Genomic DNA, 24,845 nt, shown 5'->3' with positions numbered 1-24,845 from the left:
TCATCTTCCTCCTGATTTCATCATACGTAGAATGACAGTCGGCTTCAAGAAATCCATCCGGCAATGTCAGATTATCAAACAGTCTTTTTATTGAGCCAGCCTCTCTTTATAGGCCTTATCCCATTCAGGGAAACGCTTTTTCATCTGAATCGGCCGGAATGATTTCGCATCAACACAGACGTGTTCGCTTTCTCCGGTTACCAGACAGTCATCCCCGGCATAGATCTCATAGCCATACGTGACTCGCACGCCATTATACGATTTGACCATTGTTTCAACCCGGACGTCCTGACCGTATTTTGCAGGCTTCAGATATGAAAGACTGATGTTTGTCACCGGCGATAGAACGCCTTCTCTTTCCATGTCCGCATAGTGAAACCCCATGTCCTCGATCAACGAGGTCCTGCCTATTTCACACCAGATAACGTAATTGGCATGGTACACCACACCCATTTGATCTGTTTCCGCATAGCGGACAGGAAATGATACTTTGCAAATCTTCTTACTCATGTTTTGATTCATCCTTTCTGTTTAACAAAAAATCATCAGCCTTCAGTTCCATCAGTTGATTTTTGTCCCAGTCCTCTTGCTGCATAAGACGGAATGCCTGTCTTTGAATCGCTGCCTCAAGCCAGTTTTTCATGGTCCTCGCATTCCCTTCAGGGGGATGTTCACGGACGTAAGACTCCAGAGATGAAATAGCGGCATCTTCAAATCGGTAGCCGTAGTCCTCGGCATACAAAGACAGGATCTCGATCAGTTCCTTTCCTGAATAGGATGTAAAGTAGAAAAAAGATTTAAACCTTGACGTCAGTCCAGGATTACTGTTTAACAAAGCGTTCATCTCATTTTCATAGCCGGCCAGAATAATTACGAGATTTTCTTCGTGGCGGGTCATTTCTTCCACGAGAGTCTCCACCGCTTCCCGGCCAAAATCACCGGCTGCTTTTGAAAGTAAGGAATAGGCTTCGTCGATAAACAGAACACCGCCAAGTGCTTCACGTATTTTCTGTTTTGTTTTGATCGCCGTCTGACCGGTATAGCCGGCAACGAGATCACTTCTTCCGGCTGTCACCAGATGGCCTCTCTTCAGAAGCCCGAGATCATGGAGAATATGTGAATAAATTGAGGCAACTGTCGTTTTCCCCGTTCCGGGCGGTCCTGAAAAGACGGCATGAAGCTGTACCGGAACGGCCGGCAATCCCTGATCTTTCCTGAGCTGTTGGACTTGAACAAAGGAAGAGAGCTTTAATACCTGCTCTTTCACTTCTTTCAGACCAACAAGCTGATTCAATCGCTCTTCTCCGGATTGATCAAATTGATGATCTTCATGAACTTTAAACGAAAATGCCTCTGCATCCAGTATCGTAAAATCCGATTCATTGAACTGTTCTTTCTCGGCAGCTTTCGCACCTTGGATAAATATCGCTTCTGTGACAAGATCTTTCACTACTCTGGCATTACCGAATGTGTCATCCACACGCTGATTTTCAATGTGGTCAGACAGGGAAGCCAACGCTTCTTCAGTGAGAATGAAATCATTATCCAAAGCCACATTTTCTGCAATTTCAAGTAACTCTGCTGTAGAATAATCGGGCAAATGAATATGGTTGGTTTCAGGAAATCTGCTTCGAAGACCCGGATTACTCCAGAGAAACCTGCGCATTTCTTCAGGATATCCTGCGAGTATCACAGCAAATTTGCCTGCATAGTTGTCACTCGTCATCGCCGAAACCAGTGTGTCGATCACGGTCTGCCCGTAATCCGTTCCGCTTGCATCGTGCTTAAAGAGGCTGTATGCCTCATCAATAAACAAAATACCGCCTTCAGCTTCTTCAACAGCTTGCAACGTTTTTTCTTCCGTCTGCCCGACGTACGCACCGACAAGCCTTGAACGGTCCGTCTCAACGACATCTGCTTTTGGCAAAACACCCAGTTCGTAATAAATCTCTGCAAGTCGCCTTGCGAGCGTCGTTTTTCCTGTACCCGGGTTACCCGTCAGGACCATATTCAATGATCGTTCATCCTGAAACTGATAACCCTGTTTTTTTCGTTCTTTTTGAAAAAAGAAGGTAATAATAATACGAGCGGACCTGATCTTTGACTTCATCCAGACCCGTCATTCGTTCGAGGTCAGTGAGAGAAGACGCTTCACGCCCTTCGATGCTGCTGCGCCATTGTTCGATATGATCTCTCAGATTTGCAGCCTCTTCAAGATGACCATCCAAAAATTTCTTTTTTTCTTTTGAAGCATAGATCCCGCTGATTGTTTCCTTGTATGCTACAAGGGCCTTCAAGAGTTCTGCAAGCGTCAGAGATAAACGCTCCGCGAGGTTTTTACCTGCAGACAAGGTCTCTTCATCATCGGTCACAGAAAAACGACCGTCAGTCTGTTGATCGAGCCAGGCTGAGCGCCTCATCCACTCATCAAGAGCTCTTTTTGCGGCTTCTGCATCTGCACCAATTTGTTCGACTTTGCTTATTTTCCCCTGACTGTGATCCGTCTCTCGAATAGAAGGGAACTCCATCTGCAGAGGCAGTGAACGAAGTTCATCAAGAAGCATCTTCGCGAGCAGTTCGAATACGAAGTCCGACACACCTGCAATCTTCATGCCTTTATGTAGATAGTCTTCCACCCTGTGATCCCAATATCCCTTCCTTATGTATCGGGCATTGGCAAGCATCGCATAGGTTTCCCCGACCTCTGCTTCGTCTTCGCCCACTTCCATGCGGATATCTTCAAGCAGCCTTAAAAGAGTCGATTCCCTCCGATTGGATGCCTGCTGTTTTTTGATTTGCTGAAAACGGTCTTCCCACCGTTTTGTATTGGATTGGTTTTGCATCGGTCTCCTCCTTACGAGATCATGCCGACAGCTGCTTTCTGATGATCGAATAGATGATGGCACCAAGAAAACCACCGAGGCTGTTCAGCAAAATGTCGTCCACATTCGCCACCCGGTAAGTAAAAAGAAACTGATTGACCTCAATAAACAAAGACAATAAGGCCGAAACAAAAGTGACTGCGACGACGGTCATGCGGCGATTAAAAAATATCAAAATCAGTAACGGAAAGAGCATACCAAACGGAATGAACATGAGAATATTACCGCCAAGAATCCGGACAGGATTTGTTGCATCAGGACTGTACCGCAAAATCCGTTCGATACTCAGGCCTGGTTCGAGGTTATAATTTCGTCCCCCGGGACCCACAGGGCCAAAGCTCGAACCATGGTTCCATGCAAAAAAGACAATATAAAATAACAATCCCATATACACTATAAACATAACCAAAAGTGCGAATTTCAATGGACCGCTTTTGGACATTTCTTGCGGTTTTTTCATAAATTGTTCCCCATTCAAATAAAGTTCACTCTATCATTATGAATATTCAAGCCTTTATGTGCAACTCCATTCGCTTACTTTTGTGTGATAAATCAAAAAAGAAGCCGGCCTGGAGGATACCAGGTCCGGCTTTTCTGTCTTTATCCACAGAAATGTAATGGTTTTTTATTTCTTTACGGACTGCAGCTGATTTCGAAGAACCATCTGCAAAATACCGCCATGTCGATAATAATCGATCTCCACTTCACTGTCGAAGCGGGCAATTACATGAAATTCAGTCCCTTTGCCATCACTGTCTGTGGCCGTCACTTTGATTTCCTGACGAGGCTGGACATCATTGTCCACGTGCACATCAAAGTGTTCCTCACCAGTCAGACCGAGGGTATCTGCGTTTTCACCTGATTTAAACTGCAGAGGCAATACGCCCATGAGAACCAAATTACTTCTGTGAATCCGCTCAAAACTCTCGGCAATTACTGTCTTGATGCCAAGAAGGTTCGTTCCTTTTGCAGCCCAGTCGCGGGAACTGCCCATTCCGTAATCTTTACCGGCCATAACGAGAAGACCCGTACCTTCTTCTTTGTACTGCATGCACGCATCATAGATCGCCATGACATCACCCGTTGGCCAGTGCGTCGTATAACCGCCTTCTGTGCCCGGGGCAAGCTGGTTTTTAATGCGGATGTTTGCAAAGGTACCACGCATCATCACTTCGTGATTCCCGCGTCTTGATCCGTAGGAATTAAAGTCTTTCGGTTCAAGTCCTTTCTCCATCAGATAGCGGCCTGCAGGACTGTTTTTCGCGATTGCACCCGCAGGTGAAATGTGATCCGTTGTCACCGAATCTCCGAACTTGCCGACAGCTCTCAGACCGGATAGCTTCTCCACATCTTTCGGATCCGGAGAAAGGTTCTCAAAGAACGGCGGATTCTGGATATAGGTGGACTCTTCGTCGAATTCGTACAAATCACCGTCCGGTGTCTCCAGGGCATTCCAACGTTCATTGTCATCAAATACACGCTTATATTCACGCTTAAAGAGCTTCGGATCGACAGCTTCCTGCATCGATTTGTGAATCTCTTCATTTGAAGGCCAAATGTCTCTGAAGAAGACGTCATTGCCCTCTTTATCCTGACCAAGCGGTTCTGTTTCGAAATCAATATCAACGGTTCCCGCAAGGGCATAAGCCACAACAAGCGGCGGTGATGCCAGATAGTTCGCTTTAACTAGCGGGTGAATACGTCCTTCAAAGTTACGGTTACCACTCAAAACCGAAGAAACTGTCAGGTCATTCTCACTGATCGCCTGTTCGACTTCATCCGGCAGTGGACCGCTGTTTCCAATACATGTCGTGCATCCGTAACCGACAAGGTTGAAACCCAGCTTATCGAGATAAGGCATGAGGCCTGCATCTTCAAGATAGCCTGTTACAACTTTTGATCCCGGGGCCAGGCTTGTTTTCACATAGGCCGGAACTTCAAGTCCCTTGTCTACAGCATTTTTAGCAAGAAGTCCTGAACCAATCATAACGTGCGGATTGGAAGTATTGGTACAGCTTGTAATGGCGGCAATGGTAACTGCACCCGTCTTCAGTTGCGATGTTCTGCCATCAGGATGTTTCACATCTACGGAACGGTCAGCTTCAGCAGCTTCCAAACCGAATCCCTGATTTCCAACCGGTGCTGTCAGTGCCTTGCGCCATTCTTTTTTCATTTGAGAAAGTGGAATCAGATCCTGTGGACGCTTTGGTCCGGAGAGGTTTGGTTCAATGGTTCCAAGGTCGAGTTCAATGACCTCGGTGAACTCCGGATCCTCTTTATCAGGCGTGTAATACATATCATTGGCTTTCGTATACGTTTCAACGAGTTTGACGAGTTCTTCACTGCGGCCTGTAAAACGCATATAGTTCAGCGTCTCTTCGTCCACAGGGAAGAAGCCGCATGTTGCACCGTATTCAGGAGCCATATTCGAAATCGTTGCACGATCTGCAAGGGTCATATCCGAGAGACCCGGGCCAAAGAATTCCACGAATTTACCGACCACGTTTGCCTGACGCAGGATTTGCGTTACCTTCAGCGCCAAATCCGTAGCAGTGGCTCCTTCCGGCATCTTGCCGGTAAATTTCAACCCGACAACTTCCGGCACAGGGAAATAAGACGGTTGCTTCAGCATGCCTGCTTCAGCTTCAATACCGCCTACACCCCATCCAAGAACACCCAGACCGTTGATCATCGTCGTGTGTGAATCAGTACCGACAAGGGAGTCAGGAAAAGCAACGAGTTCCCCGTCCTGTTCTTCCTCTTGAACGACATTAGCCAGATACTCAAGATTTACCTGGTGAACAATACCTGTCGCCGGTGGAACCGCACGATAGTTATCCAGTGATTTTTGTGCCCAGTTCAGGAACTTGTATCGCTCAAGATTACGTTCAAATTCGCGTTCCATATTAAACATAAGTGAATCCGCAGCGCCGAATTTATCAACTTGCAGAGAATGGTCTACTACAAGATCAACGGGAATCGCCGGATTAATCTCTTTTGGATCGCCCCCGAAATCAGCCATGGCTTTTCTTAAGGAAGCCAGATCCACGACTGCCGGCACCCCGGTAAAGTCCTGCAGGATAACACGGGCAGGTTTAAACGGCACATCAATAGCTGCCAATTCGCCAGATCCGAATTTAGCCAGATTATCAACATGTTCCTGCTTAATTACGCGTCCATCATGCTGACGAAGAACCGATTCAAGGAGTACCCTGATTGAATACGGCAGTTTGGAAACATTCCCAATCCCCGCCTCTTCAATCGCTTTCAAATCGTAGTAATGATACGTCTTGCCATTCACCTCAAATTGCTTTTTCGCTTGATAGAGCTCTTGAGTTTCATTTGACATATGTACATTCCTCCTTATATGTCTATCATATAACAGATTATCACAATTGTCTAAAACCTTTTTTCGGAAAATCGTCATAATTCCTTTTATCAGATTAGCAAATTGTGCACTCGTTCATCAATAAAAATGCTCGTTATCAAGCGCTTTCAGATGATCAGCCAAGATTGCCCCTTCTTCAGAACTGATTGTACGAAAGTCAATGTATACACCTTCCGCCATTACTCTCGCAATGAGTGGTGGATCGAGTTTCCTCAAAAATGCTTCAGTCTGATTCGGTGATACGCCTCGTTTAGAAACAAGAATCCCCCATGTGGGGCGTTCCTCCAAAGGCATTGTACCTCCACCAATTTTAGAAAATGATGGATGCACTCGAATGAATAATGATTCATAACTGTTATATCTGCCTGCGAAAGATTTCGCATATCCCTGTATCTCTTCCTCTGTTTTCCGAATATCACGCAGTGCAGGAATCAGATCCCTGGATTGTTTATCATAAACATAATCAAACAGTGTTGCTTCAAGTGCTGCCAGCGTCATTTTATCCAGGCGCAGAACTCTTGCCAGAGAGTGCTTTTTCAAACGGTCTATCAGCTTCTTGCTGCCGCAAATAATCCCTGCCTGCGGGCCACCCAAGAGTTTATCACCACTGAATGATACGATATCCGCTCCTTTTGCAAGTGCCTGTTTGACCACCGGTTCATCACCAATCCCTTCATCCGAATAGGCAAAAAGCGAACCGCTGCCGAGATCTTCATACAGAATGACTTCCTGCTCCATTTCCTTCACCATTCCGGTTAAATCTGAGATTCCGACATCCGCCGTAAAACCGACTGTTGCAAAATTGCTTGTATGCACTTTCATTATCATCGCGGTTTGTTCCGTGATCGCGTCTTCGTAATCTGGTAAATGAGTTTTATTTGTCGTGCCCACTTCAACGAGTTTGGCTCCGCTTTCCTCCATGATTGAGGACACCCTGAACGACCCTCCGATTTCAATCAGTTCCCCTCTTGAAACAATCACTTCCTGATCATTCGCCAAGGCTCTTAATATCATATAAACCGCTGCTGCATTATTGTTAACAGCCATAGCCGCTTCCGCTCCGGTTGCTTTTTTCAAAAGTCCTTCGATCAGCGACAGCCTCGAACCGCGACCTCCGGCGGCAAGATCATATTCAAGCGTGGAATAGTGCTTGGATGTGTCATGAACATGCTTCAATGCACGGTCACTCAATCGGGCGCGGCCAAGATTGGTATGAAGCACTGTTCCGGTTCCATTTATGACCGGTCTCAACGAATAGAAACTTCCTCCATTCAGCCTCTCCATGATCTTCACTTCGATATGTGAAGTGAACAGAGCGCGAGAAGCGTCTTGAAACTTCTCACTGTTATTCATGACGTCCTCACGCAACGCATTTAGGTCATCCTTTAACCATTCTTTCAACAAACCATCCGGAACTTGACGAGCCTCAGCCGCCTCACGGATAAACGGATTAGAAATGAGTTCGTGGACAGGAGGGAGATGCTTGAGTAACTGCGACATTGTATCACAACCTTTCTGTCTCTCTTCAATAATTATTATACAGGATTTGATGAAAACTGCTAAAAGCGTGCTCTGAGAAGCCTCGATTTTTCACGATCCCGCCTGTACCCGGACATGAAAAAAAGGCAGTCAGTCGACCACCTTTTTCACCGCAACACTTATTTCCCGAACGATTCCCGTTCTTTTGCAATATCCTGTTGTTCCTGATAATCACGGTACCAGCCGGTTCCGTAGACAACCAGACCGATCCCGAGACCAATTAAAAGTCCTTTAAACAATGTCTTCATGATTTCCCTCTCCCCTTTCAAACGCTTTCAATATGTATTTACGTCTTTATTATACAGAAATTACACCTGAAAGAAAACATCAATTCTCGACCAACTTAAAGAGTCTGCATCCCCATTACGGGCATGCAGACTCCACGATGACTTTATCCGTACTGTTTTCTGCTCTGTAACGTATTAATGATTTCCATATGGTCAGGAAATTGATCCGTTTCAAACTTAGAGAAAATCAGCTGATTGTTTACCTTTACTTCAAAAACACCACCGGAACTTGGAATCAAGTCCAATTTGGATACGTCATGACGCATATCTTCAAAAATGTCTTCTGCGAGACTCGCAGCTTTTGGCGCATAGTTTCACTGCATACAAAATTCAATGGAGACGTGTAAACTCATCATCATACCTCCTGTGAAAGATTTGTGAACTGTAAGTTTATCATAAATCAAATACCGATGAGGCGTCAATACACACAAACTATACCCATTTTCGGACATCGTCCTGCCTCTTCGTATAACCGGTAGAGTCAAGGGCCTCCATAAATGGTACCAGGTATTTCCTCGATAATCCCAGCACACTTTTTGCATCCTGCAAGGTGAATGTATCACCTGTTTCCTCGCGAAGTGTATGAATGGCATTCAAAAAAGCTTCCTTACTGATCATATGCTTCTCATCAAGCTGAATGACCTGTTCTGTTCGAATTAAAAAATGCTTTAACTCCTGCTTATAATCTTCTGGCAACCCGGCCCGTTCAAAAATAAAGCCTTCCTGTTCCACTTCCATACCCTGATCTATGATTGTCTCAACGACCTGCTTCATTCGCTTGGCCCACTTATCCGGAAAACCAGGGACAAAATCACCGGTTGCAATAAAAGCACCCGCTTTCTTAAATATTCCTTGCTGAACACCCTGCTCAATGACAAGAGAAGTCAACTCTTTTCCAAATTGGGGGAACTCCTGAAGAAGAACAGCCCTGTCTTTACCCTCACGAAGTGGATGTTTCTCCTGTTCAACTTTGAGCGCCTCTTCCAGTAACTCAGTCAGTTCATCAAACACATTGACAAGAACCGCTTTATCTCCCTGACGAAGAACCGTTCCATCAGTCACCATGCTCTCTATTATGTTTTCCGCTTCTTCCTCTTCAATTCCCGTTTCCTTGGCTGCCTTAGGTACAGTAATCAATTTATGCTCACGAAGCGCATCCGTGATCCGGTCCTCCGGAGTACCTTCCCGTTTCTTTTCAAGCATGTGTACTGTATTCATCCCGAATTTATATTTTCCGCCGGCAGGATCGATAACCTCTCCTCCTCCAATCGTTTCAACCGGAGTCGGTCTCCTCAAAATAAATCGGTCACCCCGTTTCGTCACAACAGGATTATCGAGACGGAGCTGACACAAGATACCTTCTCCACCTTCTTCAGAAAGTTCGTTTCGGTCAAAGAATACAATTTTCCCGTACACTTCGGCTGTACCTAAATGCAGCTTAACATAACCGCGTTGCTTCAAAGGAAATTGAAGAGCTTTGACAGTATCGAGTGAGATATCGACCGTTGTTGTCGTACTGTAATATTGTGTGGAAACAAGAACGTCGCCCCTCGCGATGTCTTCTTTATTAATTCCGCCAAGATTAATCGCAACACGTTGTCCTGCCCGTCCTTCTTCTTGCTTTTGATGATGAACCTGTAATTGCCTCGCCCGAACCTGTTTTCTTGCAGGGAGAACCTCCAAGTGATCGCCTTCCCGGACTTTCCCTTCATAGACAGTTCCTCTGATAACCGTTCCCTGACCATGAACCGTAAAGACCTGATCAACAGGAAGTCTGAACGCCCCCCGCGCATCCCGTGCCGGAAGGTCAATGAGTGTTTCTTTAATGGTTGTTTTCAATTCTTCGATTCCAACCCCATCAACACTGTCCACAAAATGCAAAGGCGCTTCTTCAAAAAACGTGCCTTCGACTTGATCCTGAATGTCAAGCTCTACAAGCTCCTTCATGTCATCATCAATGAGACTGCTTTTCGTCACAACAATCAGTCCTTGATGAATGCCAAGCAAGTTGAGTATATCCAGGTGTTCCGCCGTTTGAGGCATCACACCTTCATCCGCTGCCACAATAAGCAAGACAAGATCAATCCCGGCTACGCCCGCGATCATCTGCCGGATGAATTTCTCATGACCCGGTACATCAATGATCGAGACTTCCATCTCCTCTCCAAGCTGAAGTGGCGCATAGCCGGGTTCGATGGATATTGCCCGCTCTTTTTCTTCCTTGAGACGGTCCGTATCAATATTTGTCAAAGCTTTGGTCAACGTCGTTTTGCCGTGGTCGATATGACCCGCCATCCCAACAGTATAGTAATGTTTCATCAATCCTGTCACCTCTATCTGATTATCATCTGCAACCCTATCATAGCATATTCAGCACTGATTCCGAATACGCTTTGAATCCTCTTGACCAAAAATGAAAACACACCTCTTGCATCAAGCTGCAATGATGGCTATAATTAAGATTGTCGTTCGAATATGGGGCCGGTTGCGTAGCTGGTGCTTGCCGAGGTCTTCAAAACCTTCAGGGAGGTGCGTGCCATCTCCGGTGGGTTCGATTCCCACACGGTCCCGCCATAACATACAAACAACATCACTGAATAAACAAAGGGCGGTAAATCATGATGATTTTCCGCCCTTTGTTTGATCATTATGACCTGAATCAGTCAATCCTTTCATTAAATCAATTTGATATATTCATCATGGCCCTGATTTCATCAATGATCCGTGACAGACTGTCCTGATGATGAAAAACAGAATTGTGATCGGCACCCTGAATACGTTGAACAATCTTCTGCCCACTTAAAGAGAGTGCGTGGGCCAGTTTGCCTGCATCGATGACCTCGTCTTCTTCTCCAATAATGATTGGGATTTTCTGTTTCTGAATGTATCCAACAGCAAGGTCAGGATTCAGAAATCTGCCCATCATCAGACGATAACTTAATCGGTATTGAAAAACTGCCGAGTCCCTGAACATCGGCTTTTCACGCAAAGGAACCTGCACAACAGGCAATGATTCAGCAATTTTGATGCCCAGTTTGGAAAGCGTATGGGCAATCACTGTACGCATCTGAAACAGTTTATAACCACCGTCATCGCCATCCCCGGCATTTTCGCGCGATCGAAAAACGTTCATCTCCGGATGAATAAATGGCGAAAGCAGCAATGCCCCGACATTCAAGTCCTGTAAATACAACCCCCTCAGAACATTTCCGCAACCCGCAGAATGTCCAAGTAAGATTACCTGATTATACTCCTGCTTTAATTCATTGATCATTTCAGTCAAATCTACATCATATTGCTCCATATTCTCAATATGTCCTTTATGTTTTTCATTTGGTTTATACCCCCTTAAAACAGGGACATGCACATCAATCGCCAAAGCCTCTGCCAGGTTCGAGGCCAGAATACGCCATTGATCAAGATCGGTTGTAATGCCATGTATACCGAGGACAACCGCTTTCGCCTTTTTTGTTGCAGTCCACTCATAATAAGGTATTGTATAGCCGTCAGAAAACGTAAACACCGAAGTCCTCATTTCCATTTCCCCCTCACCCGGGTTCATTACCCGGATATCGCTTCCTGTAAGCTTGCAAGGCTCTGATCGTAAAAGAAGCTCCCTTACCCGCATTCATAATGCGAATAAAGGAGCATGAACGATCGTAAAGGGACACAATCAGACGACGGATGCAAGCATTTCTGATACGGCTTTCACGGTCTTCGGACTCGAGGACTTCATGCCTTTAAAATTACGGTCTTCCTCCACTTCATGCGTACCAAAACCGTCCATATCATAGGCAACCATCATCGATTTGAATGCAGGCGCATTAATCACAAGGAACCACTCACGGGTCAAGACTGCATTGCTTGGCAGGTCGACAAAATGGATATTCGGATGCGTCGGCAGCGATTTATCTTTTTCACCGAACAGGTAGATCTCTGAGTACTCAGCCATCGCCAGATAGCGGTCATATATCGCTTCTGCACGAGATTGCTTCTGAAATCCAGCGTAGATCGTGCCTTTTAATTTTTTTGTCAGAACCATGTTTTCCATCATCAGGCACATGTACTCCAGTTGAGGCACTTTAGTCTCATATTTCAGAGAAGAGGCAGACAGTGTCTCATTACTCGCAGATCCCCCAAGCTTGCTTGTCTCGCCAGGAACCTCACCAAAAGCCGTCTCAAAAACAGAAACATCCTTCAAATTCGCCAATTCCATCACCCTTTACTGTATAATTTGTATAAGTTATGTTACAGTTTCATTATAACTATAGGTGAATACAGATGCAATTTATTTAATAAAAACAGGAGGTATACCATGAAAAAAGTTCGTTATTATTACAGCATAAATCAGCGTCTTTGGGCCGTTATCACTATCCTCACCGGCTTTATTTTGACTGGTTTATCAGCATCCTTTTTACCCCCCGCTCTTCTCCGGATCACTGACAGCAGTTCTTTTAGCTGCCGTATTTGTCGTCTACGGCATCGAAACCGCTCCTCATGAGCAAAACGAAACAGATACTGAAGAAACCGATACAAAACAACAGTCAATGAAACCGATTTTAGAAAAGCTGCGTCACGTTCACGCGCAAGCTGAACATATGCAGTCCATGGGTCAATATGTCACAGAAGCCTCTGACACGGTAATGGTCAAGTCAGGGGAAATGACAGAAGAAATTGAAGAATCTTCCGTTTTTTCGGATCAGGTGGATGAGAAGATGAATCAGGTGAAAGGGGTACTGATGAATCTCTCTGACGTAATCAAAAGCATCACTGAACTCAGCACGGATGTGACCCGCATTTCTTCTGATGGCAAAAGCCGCACAGAAACCTTCTCATCCGAGTTACAGGAAGTATCCGATAATATTCATGCATTCGGAGAAGAAAACATGAAACTGATCGGGAATGTCGAAGAAGTCAATGACGCAATGTCCACCATCGAACATATTTCATCACAAACGAATCTCCTCGCATTAAATGCATCGATTGAGGCGGCACGAGCAGGAGACGCGGGACGCGGATTCGCTGTCGTCGCTCAGGAGATCCGAAAACTCTCTGAACAGGTCAATCAAACCGCCGACCATATTCGACAGACCATCGCCGACCTGTCGACGAATATGAAGAGCCAGGAAGAAACCTTCAAACGTGAAGTGCAATCCATTCATCAGAGTATTGAAAAGAATGGTGAAGTAGTCGCACTATTTCAGGAAATGAGTGCCGCAGTCGAAGATGTCAATGATCAGATTCATGGAGTTAATGAAGAAGCTGCGGCCACTATTACAGAGGCTGATGAGGCTGTCCAGATACTGAATCAGCTCAAAGAAAAAATTCAGTCCTTAACAGGTAAAACCGAAGATAATCAGGAAGCCATGATGGAACAGCAGTCCACCATGATGGAACTTGATATGGCCATTACCATGGTTACAGATGAGATTGATACCATTCAGAAAAAATTGCAGGAATTGTCCGGCTTGGATCAGGTCTCATGGGTACGTCCATTTGATTTGCAAGATGATCAGACGGCCTAGATTCACAACAACGTTAGGAGTGGCATCATGAATCAGACCCATTCATACTGGCTCCATAAAGCTACACAAACTCCCCTCCCGAAATTAATGAGCGAGGCTTTCGAAACAAAAAAACAATACTTCGCATCAACGATCACCTACAGTAAAAACATCTTCATCCCGTTAACGAATATTTGTAAAGACCGTTGTTCCTACTGCACCTTCCAAAGACGCCCCGGAGATGAGGGCGCTGAAATCATTCCTGAAGAAGAAGTTATGAAACAGGTTTATGAAGCCAAACGGGCCGGTTGTACTGAAATCCTGATTACGATGGGAGATAAATCGGATTATTTCCCTGAAGTGAGAGCCTGGCTGAATGAGCGCGGCTTTCGAAACATAATTGAATACACAATCCATATATGCAAGCGTATTGTAACAGAGACCGGTTTGCTGCCGCACACAAATGCAGGGGTTCTGACAAACCATCAACTGAAAAACCTGAAGCCATACAATCCCAGTATGGGAATGATGCTTGAAACAACGAGTGAGCGGCTGATGATGCCAGGAGAAGTACACGAGCATGCTCCCGATAAATGGCCTCACAGAAGGATCCGGATGATCGAAGAAGCAGGCAAGTTGAAAATTCCGTTCACAACGGGACTCCTTGTCGGAATTGGCGAGACTTGGGCAGAGCGGGTCGATACACTTCTCGAAATAAAACGTATCAATGATCAATATGGACATATCCAGGAAGTGATCATCCAAAACTTTCAACCGAAAGACGGGATGGATCATCTGATTGACAATAAGGTCGGTGAAGATACCATGCTTCGATTGTGTGCGCTCGCAAACTTGATGTACCAAGGTGAGATGCACATTCAAGTTCCACCGAATCTCAATCGGGATTATTTACGTAAGCTGATTGACGCCGGCATTACGGACTTCGGAGGCGTCAGTCCACTGACTCTGGATTACATCAATCCTGAAGCACCATGGCCGGCAATTGATCGATTACGGGAAATAACGGCTGAAAAAGGACAGACACTGCAAGAACGACTGCCAGTCTATAACAAGTACTTCCGACCTGAATGGATATCTGAACCCGCCTGGTCTGCAGTGCAAAATTTGAAAGGACGTGAACAGCTTGAGACCATTGCACCAAATGCCTGACCTGAGCCATGCGAAAGATGAAGTGAAAGAAGTCCTGACAAAGTTGTCACGGGGTATGGAGCCATCCAAGTCGGATGCAAGAATCCTTGCCTATGCAGAAGGAGCCGACATAGATGCAATGGCCGAGACAGCCGATCAGATGCGGGCAGAAACCGTCGGAGATCGGGTGACCTTCACGTTGAACCGTAATATCAACTTTACAAATGTCTGTTTTGTCGGTTGTTCCTTTTGCGGGTTCAGTCGATCGAGGACGTCTAAAGATGCCTATTTTTTAACCCTTGATCAAATGATTGCAAAAACCGCAGAAGCAGTTGAACTGGGAGCGACAGAAGTCTGTATTCAAGGGGGACTCGAAGAAACAATGCCGGCAACACACTATATCGATATGGTCAAAGCCATTAAAGATGCCTTCCCTGCCATTCATATCCATGCTTTTTCTCCTATGGAGATTGATTACGGTGTTGAAAAAACCGGTATGTCCCTGAATGCTTATTTTCAGGCCTTGAAAAAAGCAGGCCTTGGAAGCATCCCCGGAACCGCAGCCGAGATTCTCGATGATCGGATCCGGCAAAAACTGTCTCCTGTCAAGCTGACAGCCGATCGGTGGGAAGAAATTATAAGAACTGCGCATCAAAACGGCATCAGAAGTACAAGCACCATGATGTATGGTCATGTAGAAACACCTGATGACTGGGTAAACCACCTGTTCCGGCTGCGAGAGATTCAAAAAGACACCGGCGGTTTTACGGAATTTGTGCCTTTGGGATTTATTCACTATGATACTCACGCGTATAAGTTCGGCCGGGCAAGAGCCGGAGCCACCTATGATGAGCACAAAAAAGTTCACGCCCTATCCCGCATTCTGCTTCATGGATTAATCGATAATATCCAGTTAAGCTGGGTGAAGTTAGGTCCGGAAAGAGGAAGTGAATTGTTGCATGCAGGCGCCAACGACTTTGGCGGAACGCTGATGGAAGAAAACATCTCCAAACAGGCCGGGTCAAAATTCGGAGAATATCTCTCTGCTGAAGAGATTGCGGCCTATATTCAAAAAGCCGGAAAGACGCCCGCCATTCGGGACACCTTGTACACAGCCATTTCTCCTTATGAACCCGCTTCATCCGGCAGCGTCACTATCTGATCGTTGACTTCATTTCCGATATAAATTATCAAGGCCCTCACACGAATCATGTGTGAGGGCCTTGTTGAAGTTTTCTGTTATCCAATATTCATCGGGATACCCGAGAGATAGAACAAATACCGTCCTGTGAATTCTCCTGCCAGAATAAATGCTACTGCAACATAGACAAACGCCGGCATTTTGACTGAGATGGTTTTTCGTGCCTTATAAAAACTGACGATCAAGAGAGAACCCCCCACAATTGTCAAAAGCCACCTTGAAATCATCAGCCACACGTTTCCGTCAAATAGCACTTGCAAACTCATTTGTGCAGCGGGCCCTCCTCCTGCAAGCCCGGTAAGATAAACAGGCATCATAACAAGCTGAATAATCACAGCAGCAATTGCCGCAAGAGAAGCCTTTTTCATAAACAACACATACTGCTCTTTAGCCAAAGATGATGAATCATACAAACGAATGATCATCCCTAACCCAATTGCGCCAAATACAACCATCGTTCCGAAAAATCCAACATAAGTGTTCAAGTGGGTCCAAGCCGGAATAATCGTAGTCGCATAGACGCTTGCCATTGTAAATACGGCGCCGATTCCAACAGCTCCTGTAAGAACGGAAATGACTCCAAGAGGCTTTTCTGTCCGTTCAAACATATAGGTCATGAAAAGCAATCCAAAAAAGAGTCCTGCAAACAGGATTTCCCGCGACAGCCATGAGCTGCCCAGATTCATCACCGTATAGATGGCATTACCAAGCGAACCAAGGTGGAACATGGATAAGGCAATCGCCACCGCCATAACCCCCATCAATGTAAGGAGTCCTTTCGATACCCATTTCAGATCGGTCATTCCCCGGGTTTTCAACTGATACCTCGCTATCATCATAAAAATGAACGTTCCAGCTGCAAACTGACCGAGAAGTGTGAAAAAGATCAAGGGCCATTCTTGTGCAAACATCTGTCATCCCTCCTATCGTTTTTTCTGATTGACCACAATATTTGGATTTGTCACGTCAAGCTTAGGGAAATACCGGATCGATTGATTACGCCCATATTTCGCACGCAACTCCTCAATTTCGCCAAACTCAATGGCTCGCATGGTGCAGGCTGAAACACAAGCAGGTTCTTCCCCCACTTCAAGCAAGTCTTTACAAAAATCGCATTTTGCAACTTTTCCCTCATCCTCGAGGTAGACAGGTCCATCATATGGACAAGACCAAAGACACATTTTACATCCAACACATTTTTCGTGGTCATAGTCGACAATGCCGTCTTCCCTCTTATGCATTGCTCCGGTCGGACAATTTTCAACACATTTTGGTGAATCGCAGTGGTTACAACTGATCGTCACATGATCCACATAAGGATTCGGATAGCTCCCTCCCTCAAACGTATGAACGGTCCGGAATAACTCATTTGTCTTCAGCTGATTTTTATCTTTACAGACAATCTGACAGCCTTTGCATCCTATACAGTTCTCAAGATCATAATAAAATCCCAACTGTCCCATTTACAGTCCCTCCTTTTCCAGTGATTTATACCGTTCTCAGCTCCCAATGTTTATCTTCTTTCAGAGGTATGCCTTCCCACTTCTCAAAATCAGCAATGGTTGAGTTCCAACCCGATATCGCCTGTCCCGTTGCGATGGATCCTGTTAAAATATTGTCAGATCCTGCACGATCAATACCTGTCTCCGGATCTATTTCTACCCATGCTCCATGCATCAGTCCAACTGTTCCAGGCATTAAACGTTCTGTGACGTGTGCAATCCGGAGTGTCGATCCGTGCTTCGATGTGACTTTGACCGTATCACCGTCTTTGACACCACGTTCATCGGCATCAGCGCTGGCTACATAAACATGATTCGGCCAAGCCTCTCGCAACCAAGGATTGTTATCAAAAATGGTATGAGCTCTTCTTAAATAGTGCGGATTAATCACCTGTAAAGGCAGATCTCCTTTTTCACGGCTGTTGAAATTGCTGTACGTTTCTTCATAACCTTCAATTGCAGGATTATATGTTGGAATCGGGTCAATCTCTGTAAATCCAATGCTCTTGACATATTCCTGTAAAGCTTCCGAATAGATTTCAAGTTTTCCTGTCGCCGTTGCCAAAGGATTCGCCTCAGGATCTTGACGGAAGGCCTCCTGCGCGATGTAACCATAATTATCCCCTGGTTTTCTCTCGACCTGGTATACGCCTTTCTCTTCAAGTTCCTGAATGGAAATACGCCCTTGTTGTGTCTGCCCTTCCACACCCCATTCCGAGAGATCATCTTTCGTAATGGTTACGAGCGGTTCAAAATCTGTTCCTGCTTCATTGATAACTGTAGCGCCTGCGATTTGGTTAAACAGCTGCTGTCTTGCTGATACATCGCCATACACTTCTTCTGCACTGAATCCGAGTTTCTCCCCGATCATCGTTGTAATTTCGGCATCATCTTTCGCCTCAAACATCGGCTCAATGACTCGTCGGTAATAGAACAATGCATCCCGGTTACCGGTGTTAAAACCGCCTTCCCGCTCCCAGTGTGTCGTTGCAGGCAATACGATATCCGAATACTTGGCATTCGTCGTAATAAAGTGACCATTCGTCACAACAAACTCCACTTCCTTGTGAACATCAATGCCATTCGCCTGTCCATCTCTGGTCTGCAGCGTCGCACCCATACCATGGTAGATCATTTGAATGTTGATATCACGCTTATCATTATATCCGGCAGTGTATTCTCCTTCTTTGATTGCTTTCCACATTTCAGCGTGCACAAGACTGTCTTCAACCGGATTCTCAGCACTTGGCGGAACTCCTGCCCCACCGCCATTGACAAGACGCGGACCGCCATTACCAGTTCCAAAATGACAGCTAACACCGGTCATCCTGCCCGCTTGAGCCATATGCCCGGTCATCGCACCAAAGGTCATAAACATCTGTGGCCATGAGTCGGAATTTTTGATTCTCGCAGGAGCCCATCCGGTTAACAGCGCAGCGCGGTTGGTCGTTGCAATTTCTCTTGCGATCCGTTTAATCATGGTCACATCCACACCGCTGATTGAACTGGCCCATTCAGCATCTTTTGGCTCACCATCGTGAATACCAAGAACATAGTCCTTGAAATTCTGTTTGGAATCAGATCCTTCCGGCATCATTGATTCATCAAAACCGACTGTACATGATTTGAGAAAATCCCAATCAATTAAAGGATTTTGATCCGGGTCATCTTCAGTAATAATGGTATGCGCCATCCCTAACATAAGTGCATGGTCGGTTCCGGGATGAACTGGTATCCACTCATCTCCCAAAAGTTCTGCGGACTCCGAGTACATTGGATCAATCACAATAAAACGTGCACCTGCTTTTTTTGCCTGAAGAAAATTATACGTCGGTGATCCGGGAGAACTCCACGCAGGGTTCATGCCCCATAAGACGATCAGCTGTGAGTTCCTTAAATCCATCCGGTCATTAATGCTGTGCTCAAAATACCCTTCCTGAAGCCCGAAATAAGCCGGACCCCATCGCCATGATCCCCAGGATGTCGTCCCCCATGTCGAGACATGTCCGCCTACGAGATTAAGAGCCCGGCCGATGTCACCGCCGGTTACCAGAATAGAACGGTTATCATACTGATTTTTAATTCGTTTAATTTCAGACGCAATGATGTCAGTCGCTTCATCCCAACTGATTCGCTCCCACTCATCTTCACCTCTGCGTGACTTATCTCCACCACCAGGCTCCCAGTGCTTACGCTTCATTGGATACTTTAAACGATCCACTCCATAGACTTGCTGCCGCTGGGATCTCCCCCTTACACAGGCACGCTGTTGCGGATTATCAGGTGAATCTTCTCTTGTATCATCTGTTTTCACCCGCTTTACAACTCCGTCTACAACTTGCGCTTTTAGCAGACAGCGCCCGCCGCAATTGTGCCAGCATGCTGCAGGAATCCATTCGCCCTCTTCTTGTTGCAACGACTCCGCCTGAACTGCTGATAATTTCTTCAGACCATTTGCCGAAGCCGGAAGCACTGCTCCTGCAGTCACTGCAGCACCCGTTCCGATAAATGCGCGTCTGGAGATTTTGAATGCTTTAACACGATTAAATAATTCAAACATTATTCTGTCACCTCCATATTATTCTGACTCCTCCAATGCCTGGTACAAGGCATCTTGTAACTGCCGATCCAGAAGCAGCCATCCTTCCAAGAGATCTGCACACCCCTTGTAAAACGGTGTTCGTGCAGACGCTCTGACATCTTTAGTAAACAACGAGATCCAGGAATGAAGATGCTGCTCCAAAAAGATCACCTGATCTCTCAGGATTTCTTTGGTTCCAGTAAGATTTCCACGCATCTGTTCAGAAGATTCTTTGATCAGATGGCTCATAAATTCCAGTTCAAGACCGATATGATCCTCAGCTACCTGACCGATGCTTTCTACCTGATACCCGTACTTTGCATAGGCTCTCCTGACCTGAATCGTCTCATCCTGAAAGAGCATCCTGCCATCATCCCGATAAGCTGAAGCCCAGGGTGGTGCAGGCAATTCAAATGGCCCGACAAACAATCTCGTATAATCCCAGTGAATGGCCTCTGCCTCTTTATCATCCTGATCAGCCATCATCAATGACTCTGCAATTTGACGAATACCGCGAATGAGCAAAGGCTCTTCATCAGCCAGTGGCATAGCATCCTCATCGAGATATTCGCGCAAATGACTCAATAACTTTTGGTTCGGCTCTTGTGACCATAGTTGCGTCAACAAATCATAATAGAACTGTCTGATTTCCTGAACATCCTGAATCATTTCTTCATTGACATACGGGTGCAGTGCTGTCACCTCATCAACCCCTTTCTGTGATTGCTTAATTACAGTGTATGCTATATCCGGCTAAATAGATTCGGATAAAAGTGAAAATCTGAGCATAGCTTTTTGTACAAGGGCACAAGTAATGTGTGTCTGATTTGTGACATGTATTTTTTACCGAAATAAAATAGAACCCTCCACCAGAATCATAGGGAAGGGTTCATAAAAAGTATCTTTTTTTCGTTTTCGGCAAGGAGATCCTGATGGAAGGTTCTGTGAATCTCGGCATTCCTTCTCCCATTCCCGGAACATGCCAGCTGCCTTTAGAAAGAGGAGGTGGACAGTCAAGATCCGATACCAGTAATGCACCTGTCGGACAGGCATCCACACAAGCCGGATCAAATCCGTTTTGTCTCCGTTCTGGACACATCTCACATTTGACTGCTTTAGAGCCATTCATACGTGAACTTATAACGATTGCATCAAACGGGCAAGCTGCCGCACACAGACCACATCCGTCACAAATCTGCTCATTCAACTTCACAATACCGTCTCTGTCTTTAGAAAAAGTCTGCTTCGGACAAACTCTCAGGCATTCCGGTGATTGACAATGATGACAGGATGAGGAGAGAAAGATATGTTCAAGATTGCTGCTTATGCTTCTGAAAGGCTGAGTCGCACGTTCCCTGTTCTCATTGCTGCAGGCAGAGACACAAGCATAGCAGCTGACACATCGCTCAGATCTGAAGTAAAAAGCCATTTGCTTCATTTCCCTTACCTCCCCACCAGTATCAGACTTGCCCGGTTATCAAAAAAAGATGTCGATTGATGATCATCGCTGTTTTTCTCATTTTTATTTTTAATAAGCCTGTTTACAGGATCTGCGCCTCCCTGGCGCATCAAAAGGACATCATTTGGCACTGCTTTTATAATCCTTACTTCTCGTTTCACTTCTCCGGTATCATTAAAAATAATCACACGGTCTCCGTCACGAAGGTGATATGTTTTAGCCGTTCCTTCGGAAATGCCAACCTGATCTGTCGTTAATTCACCCGGGACTTGTATCTTCGTCTCAAATTGAGAATGGATATGCATAAGTGACTGAGCACTCAATAAGCGAAATTCATACATGGGTTTCGGTTTATCCGTCAGGAAAGAATCAAACAAAAAACTCTTGTCTTCATAGTCCGGATGCACAAACGAAATGAATGCTGTATGTGGATATGCCTGCAGTTTCATTGGACCAAATCTCAGACTGTCGATCGTTAATAAATCCGATTGCTCGCGTGCAAACAAACGGATGATCTTCCGAATCCAGTCCAGTTCAGATTGCTCTTCAGGATATGAAGAAATACCAGGTCTGATTCGATTCATGGCTTTTGAGACACCGCTTGCAATCATGACATCGCTTTTACTCTCAAACAACGGCTTTATCGCCGGTTCATTTAATGAAAGCCAACTGTTCCAGTAACTGACATGTAAATCATATTGTTCAAAGTGACTTGTGACCGGCAATACCAGATCGGCGTATGCTGCCGTTTTGGTCATTCGCAGATCACTAACAACAAGAAATGGTACGTTCTTGATCAACTGTTTCCATTCATTCAGGGATTCATCCTGACTGAGCGGATTCCGATTTAAAATCCATAGGAAATCAACAGGATCTGAAGAGAAATCAAGGCAGGTTTTCGCAAAGTGATTATAGGACACGCTCCGGGAACCATTTGATTTGGGCGGCAGCAACTTCTGATTCACTTGGTCATGCAAGTCAAAAAACATGGGGTTCAGATAATAGACCGGCCGTTTAGACGAATCTTGCTCTGTCAGTATAGACAGTGCATCAATCATACGAACGCTGTCAGCGCCATTTGAATATCTCTGCATGCCAAAACCGATCCAGCTGATTACCGTTCCTCGGAAAGCATAGCAATCCGCCAATAAGGTAAGCGCTTCCTCAGAGATACCCGTTTCTTCTTTGAGCTTATCGGTTGAAACAGATTTCAGATCGTTTATTAGCAGTTGAAATCCATGATGTTCTGATCGACGTACCACATGATCGCTCTGAACAAGTTCGTTCAGAATCAGTGCAGCCAACGAAGCATCAGAGCCAGCCCTGATCTGAATGTAGATATCCGCAGCTTTCGCCGTTTGGGTATAAACCGGATCAATGACGATTAATTCTGCACCTCGATCTCTGGCAGCATGTATATACTTCATTTGATGAATATTTGTCACGGCCGGATTCGATCCCCAGATAATAATGTAATCACCTTTGGCCATTTCTTCCGCTTCATAAAACGGGATTGAATACCGTTGATCTTCAAGGGCTTTCTTGCCCGTTCCCAAACAGGGGTTTCCCTGAGCGTATGTGTGATCGCCCAAATAAGAAAAAAATCCGGTCATCGCGTGATGAAGAAATCCAATATTCCCGGAAAACGAATTATAAGCCACTGATCTGAATGAATTGCGTTGATCAAAACTGTTAATCAGTTCTGTTGCCAGCATCTCAAATGCCTCTTGCCATGAAATGCGCTCCCACTTTCCTGCACCTCTTTCTCCTTTGCGTTTAACAGGATATTTTAACCGCTTATCCGAATACACAAACTCCGGATATCCGTAACCTTTCGCACACAACTTCCCTCTTGAAAACCCGTGTTTCGGATCACCATTCACTTTTTCAAGTACTCCGTCCGACACATGGGAAATCATACTGCAGGAAGAGTAACAATTTCTCGGACATGTATTTCTTGTGTAACGCGTGTGCATTTCATTAAAAACCATTTCACCACCGCCTCAATTTCGTCCTGTCCACCTGGTGAAGCGTTTCAATATGAAAAGCGACTGCAAAATCCATAATGACTGATAAGTCACTCAAATCAACATGCAATAGATCTTCGATTTTCTTAAGCCGATACCTGACTGTATTCTTATGCACGAACAATGAATGGGCAGTTCGGGATATATCGAGATCCTGTTCAATGTAGGTTCTCAGCGCTTTCTTCAGTTCTGCCTCTGTATCATCATCATGATTCAGCAGCTCACCCATTGTATCTTTATAAAATTCGTGAAGCTCTGAACGATCGTGGGAATAGAGCAGTTTCATCAGTCCAATATCGTGAAAGAAAGACAGCTTCTCTCCTGTTTCATGAATACCGATGTTTCTGGCCATTTTGGCTTCCTGATAAGACCGATAGAGCTCGATCCCCTGATGATAAGCTCTTCCTGCACCGATATAAAAATCTCTCTGATTGAGTATTGTTGCAGCAGAGGTTAGAAGTTGATTCACCCGTTCCTTCACTTTAATACTGTTCTTTAAATCTTTGATGTTCGAATCAACAGGAAGACATACAATCAATTCATCTCTCTTTTGAAGAATCATAGGATTAATCAAATGCCTCATCAAAAAGAGTTCCCATGTTCGCTGTATTTTTTCGAGTAAAACCTCATCACCAAGCAATTGATCGTAATTCTGAAGTTGAAACGATAACACCATATGCGGAACGGAAAGATCCCATTCCCACGTCTTGGCATGTGCGTTGAGTGTCTGTTCATCTTTTATATTTCCATAAAGAAGATCAAACAAAAATGCATACTTCCACCTTCTGCCCTGATGTAACAATTCTTTGTTTTTCTTCAATTCAGCCAGGACCGCAAAGGATAAATCTCCTGTGATGCTTTTAATCTGTTCATAGATAAAATTTGTCATTCCAATTTCATCAACGAATAAATAGCCGCATATCTCATCATTCGACTTTAAATCAAATCGGACCGCCTGCCACTGATACTGTAATCGTCTGTCGAGGATGATGGCCGGTTCTCCGTCAATCACGTCTATCAACTCAATATAACGGTCGCTTTCCTGCCCGCTTTTAATCGCTTGCGGGTAAAAGATGTCATCCGTGATTACGGCTCGAATCGAAAATACCTGATAAAATTCATAGAGAATTGCCTGAATGCCTTTTCCGGATGACAGGGCTCGAAGCAATTGATGACGGAAACTCTCCTGCAGTTCAGGATTGTTAAACATTGAATGAGATACCATATTGCATCACCTGATTTCATATGAATAACACAATTATCTCATCCTATTCATGAATCCCGCTGATGAAATTAGTACAAATCGATGACATTATTCAACAAAAT

20 protein-coding genes, 1 tRNA gene and 1 pseudogene are annotated in these 24,845 nt (G+C 45.1%); 4 read left to right on the top strand and 18 right to left on the bottom strand.

Annotated features, from left to right (window positions below; all coding sequences use genetic code 11):
• Positions 1 to 87: 87 nt before the first annotated feature.
• From BSEL_RS09610 to selB, 9 genes and pseudogenes are all read right to left on the bottom strand, one after another.
• Positions 88 to 510 (bottom strand): acyl-CoA thioesterase, encoded by a 423-nt coding sequence (locus tag BSEL_RS09610; protein WP_013172804.1) that lies wholly within the window; start codon positions 508 to 510, stop codon positions 88 to 90.
• Positions 503 to 2,008, bottom strand: coding sequence for an AAA family ATPase (locus BSEL_RS17080; RefSeq protein ID WP_232970518.1), 1,506 nt, complete (start codon positions 2,006 to 2,008; stop codon positions 503 to 505). The genes BSEL_RS09610 and BSEL_RS17080 overlap by 8 nt, the downstream gene beginning before the upstream one ends.
• A gap of 13 nt (positions 2,009 to 2,021) precedes the next feature.
• A complete protein-coding gene (locus BSEL_RS17075; protein ID WP_013172802.1) occupies positions 2,022 to 2,843 on the bottom strand; it encodes a hypothetical protein in 822 nt (273 codons plus the stop codon).
• Between the two features lie 19 nt (positions 2,844 to 2,862).
• A complete protein-coding gene (locus BSEL_RS09600) occupies positions 2,863 to 3,342 on the bottom strand; it encodes a VanZ family protein (RefSeq protein WP_013172801.1) in 480 nt (159 codons plus the stop codon).
• Between the two features lie 165 nt (positions 3,343 to 3,507).
• Positions 3,508 to 6,231: an aconitate hydratase AcnA gene (gene acnA, locus BSEL_RS09595; RefSeq protein WP_013172800.1), complete on the bottom strand. Its 2,724-nt coding sequence runs from the start codon at positions 6,229 to 6,231 to the stop codon at positions 3,508 to 3,510.
• A gap of 117 nt (positions 6,232 to 6,348) precedes the next feature.
• Entirely contained in the window at positions 6,349 to 7,770 is a 1,422-nt protein-coding gene (gene selA, locus BSEL_RS09590; RefSeq protein ID WP_013172799.1) for an L-seryl-tRNA(Sec) selenium transferase, read from the bottom strand.
• A 158-nt stretch (positions 7,771 to 7,928) separates the two neighbouring features.
• Positions 7,929 to 8,057 (bottom strand): hypothetical protein, encoded by a 129-nt coding sequence (locus BSEL_RS18200; protein WP_013172798.1) that lies wholly within the window; start codon positions 8,055 to 8,057, stop codon positions 7,929 to 7,931.
• A 143-nt stretch (positions 8,058 to 8,200) separates the two neighbouring features.
• Positions 8,201 to 8,398 (bottom strand): annotated as a pseudogene (locus BSEL_RS18195) (SelT/SelW/SelH family protein); the annotation flags it as partial.
• A 130-nt stretch (positions 8,399 to 8,528) separates the two neighbouring features.
• On the bottom strand, positions 8,529 to 10,415 hold the full coding sequence (selB, locus tag BSEL_RS09580; protein ID WP_013172796.1) for a selenocysteine-specific translation elongation factor: 1,887 nt from the start codon (positions 10,413 to 10,415) through the stop codon (positions 8,529 to 8,531).
• Positions 10,416 to 10,573: 158 nt separating this feature from the next.
• Between selB and BSEL_RS09575 the strand changes: the two genes are divergently transcribed.
• Positions 10,574 to 10,670 (top strand) — tRNA-Sec (locus BSEL_RS09575).
• 106 nt (positions 10,671 to 10,776) lie between these two features.
• Here the strand turns inward: BSEL_RS09575 and BSEL_RS09570 are convergent.
• Both BSEL_RS09570 and BSEL_RS09565 read right to left on the bottom strand, forming a co-directional pair.
• A complete protein-coding gene (locus BSEL_RS09570) occupies positions 10,777 to 11,631 on the bottom strand; it encodes an alpha/beta hydrolase (RefSeq protein ID WP_013172795.1) in 855 nt (284 codons plus the stop codon).
• Between the two features lie 138 nt (positions 11,632 to 11,769).
• A complete protein-coding gene (locus BSEL_RS09565; RefSeq protein ID WP_013172794.1) occupies positions 11,770 to 12,312 on the bottom strand; it encodes a DICT sensory domain-containing protein in 543 nt (180 codons plus the stop codon).
• 331 nt (positions 12,313 to 12,643) lie between these two features.
• Here BSEL_RS09565 and BSEL_RS09560 point away from each other — a divergent pair, with 331 nt between their 5' ends.
• Genes BSEL_RS09560 through cofH form a run of 3 tightly spaced genes read left to right on the top strand, consistent with a single transcriptional unit; the run spans position 12,644 to position 15,911 of the window.
• Complete coding sequence (locus BSEL_RS09560; protein ID WP_013172793.1) at positions 12,644 to 13,621, top strand: methyl-accepting chemotaxis protein; 978 nt, start codon at positions 12,644 to 12,646, stop codon at positions 13,619 to 13,621.
• Positions 13,622 to 13,648: 27 nt separating this feature from the next.
• Positions 13,649 to 14,770: a 7,8-didemethyl-8-hydroxy-5-deazariboflavin synthase CofG gene (gene cofG, locus BSEL_RS09555; RefSeq protein ID WP_013172792.1), complete on the top strand. Its 1,122-nt coding sequence runs from the start codon at positions 13,649 to 13,651 to the stop codon at positions 14,768 to 14,770.
• The gene (cofH, locus tag BSEL_RS09550; RefSeq protein ID WP_013172791.1) at positions 14,736 to 15,911 is read left to right on the top strand and encodes a 5-amino-6-(D-ribitylamino)uracil--L-tyrosine 4-hydroxyphenyl transferase CofH; all 1,176 of its coding nucleotides are present in this window, start codon (positions 14,736 to 14,738) and stop codon (positions 15,909 to 15,911) included. Before cofG ends, cofH begins: the two co-directional genes overlap by 35 nt.
• Positions 15,912 to 15,988: 77 nt before the next feature.
• Here the strand turns inward: cofH and BSEL_RS09545 are convergent, their stop codons facing one another.
• The 7 genes from BSEL_RS09545 to BSEL_RS09520 all read right to left on the bottom strand — a co-directional run bounded on the left by BSEL_RS09545 (position 15,989) and on the right by BSEL_RS09520 (position 24,744).
• A complete protein-coding gene (locus BSEL_RS09545; RefSeq protein WP_013172790.1) occupies positions 15,989 to 16,861 on the bottom strand; it encodes a dimethyl sulfoxide reductase anchor subunit family protein in 873 nt (290 codons plus the stop codon).
• 12 nt (positions 16,862 to 16,873) lie between these two features.
• A complete protein-coding gene (locus BSEL_RS09540; RefSeq protein WP_013172789.1) occupies positions 16,874 to 17,413 on the bottom strand; it encodes a 4Fe-4S dicluster domain-containing protein in 540 nt (179 codons plus the stop codon).
• A gap of 25 nt (positions 17,414 to 17,438) precedes the next feature.
• Positions 17,439 to 20,012, bottom strand: a complete 2,574-nt coding sequence (locus tag BSEL_RS09535; RefSeq protein ID WP_013172788.1) for a molybdopterin-dependent oxidoreductase — start codon at positions 20,010 to 20,012, stop codon at positions 17,439 to 17,441.
• Positions 20,013 to 20,030: 18 nt separating this feature from the next.
• The gene (locus BSEL_RS09530; protein ID WP_013172787.1) at positions 20,031 to 20,735 is read right to left on the bottom strand and encodes a TorD/DmsD family molecular chaperone; all 705 of its coding nucleotides are present in this window, start codon (positions 20,733 to 20,735) and stop codon (positions 20,031 to 20,033) included.
• A gap of 187 nt (positions 20,736 to 20,922) precedes the next feature.
• Positions 20,923 to 21,462, bottom strand: a complete 540-nt coding sequence (locus BSEL_RS18365; protein WP_408643032.1) for a 4Fe-4S dicluster domain-containing protein — start codon at positions 21,460 to 21,462, stop codon at positions 20,923 to 20,925.
• Between the two features lie 14 nt (positions 21,463 to 21,476).
• Positions 21,477 to 23,468: a molybdopterin-dependent oxidoreductase gene (locus BSEL_RS09525; protein ID WP_269815731.1), complete on the bottom strand. Its 1,992-nt coding sequence runs from the start codon at positions 23,466 to 23,468 to the stop codon at positions 21,477 to 21,479.
• A gap of 16 nt (positions 23,469 to 23,484) precedes the next feature.
• The gene (locus tag BSEL_RS09520) at positions 23,485 to 24,744 is read right to left on the bottom strand and encodes a PucR family transcriptional regulator (protein WP_013172784.1); all 1,260 of its coding nucleotides are present in this window, start codon (positions 24,742 to 24,744) and stop codon (positions 23,485 to 23,487) included.
• Positions 24,745 to 24,845 lie beyond the last annotated feature (101 nt).

The organism is [Bacillus] selenitireducens MLS10 (assembly GCF_000093085.1).
GTDB lineage: Bacteria > Bacillota > Bacilli > Bacillales > Salisediminibacteriaceae > Salisediminibacterium > Salisediminibacterium selenitireducens.
This window is presented reverse-complemented; position numbering and strand designations above follow the sequence as displayed.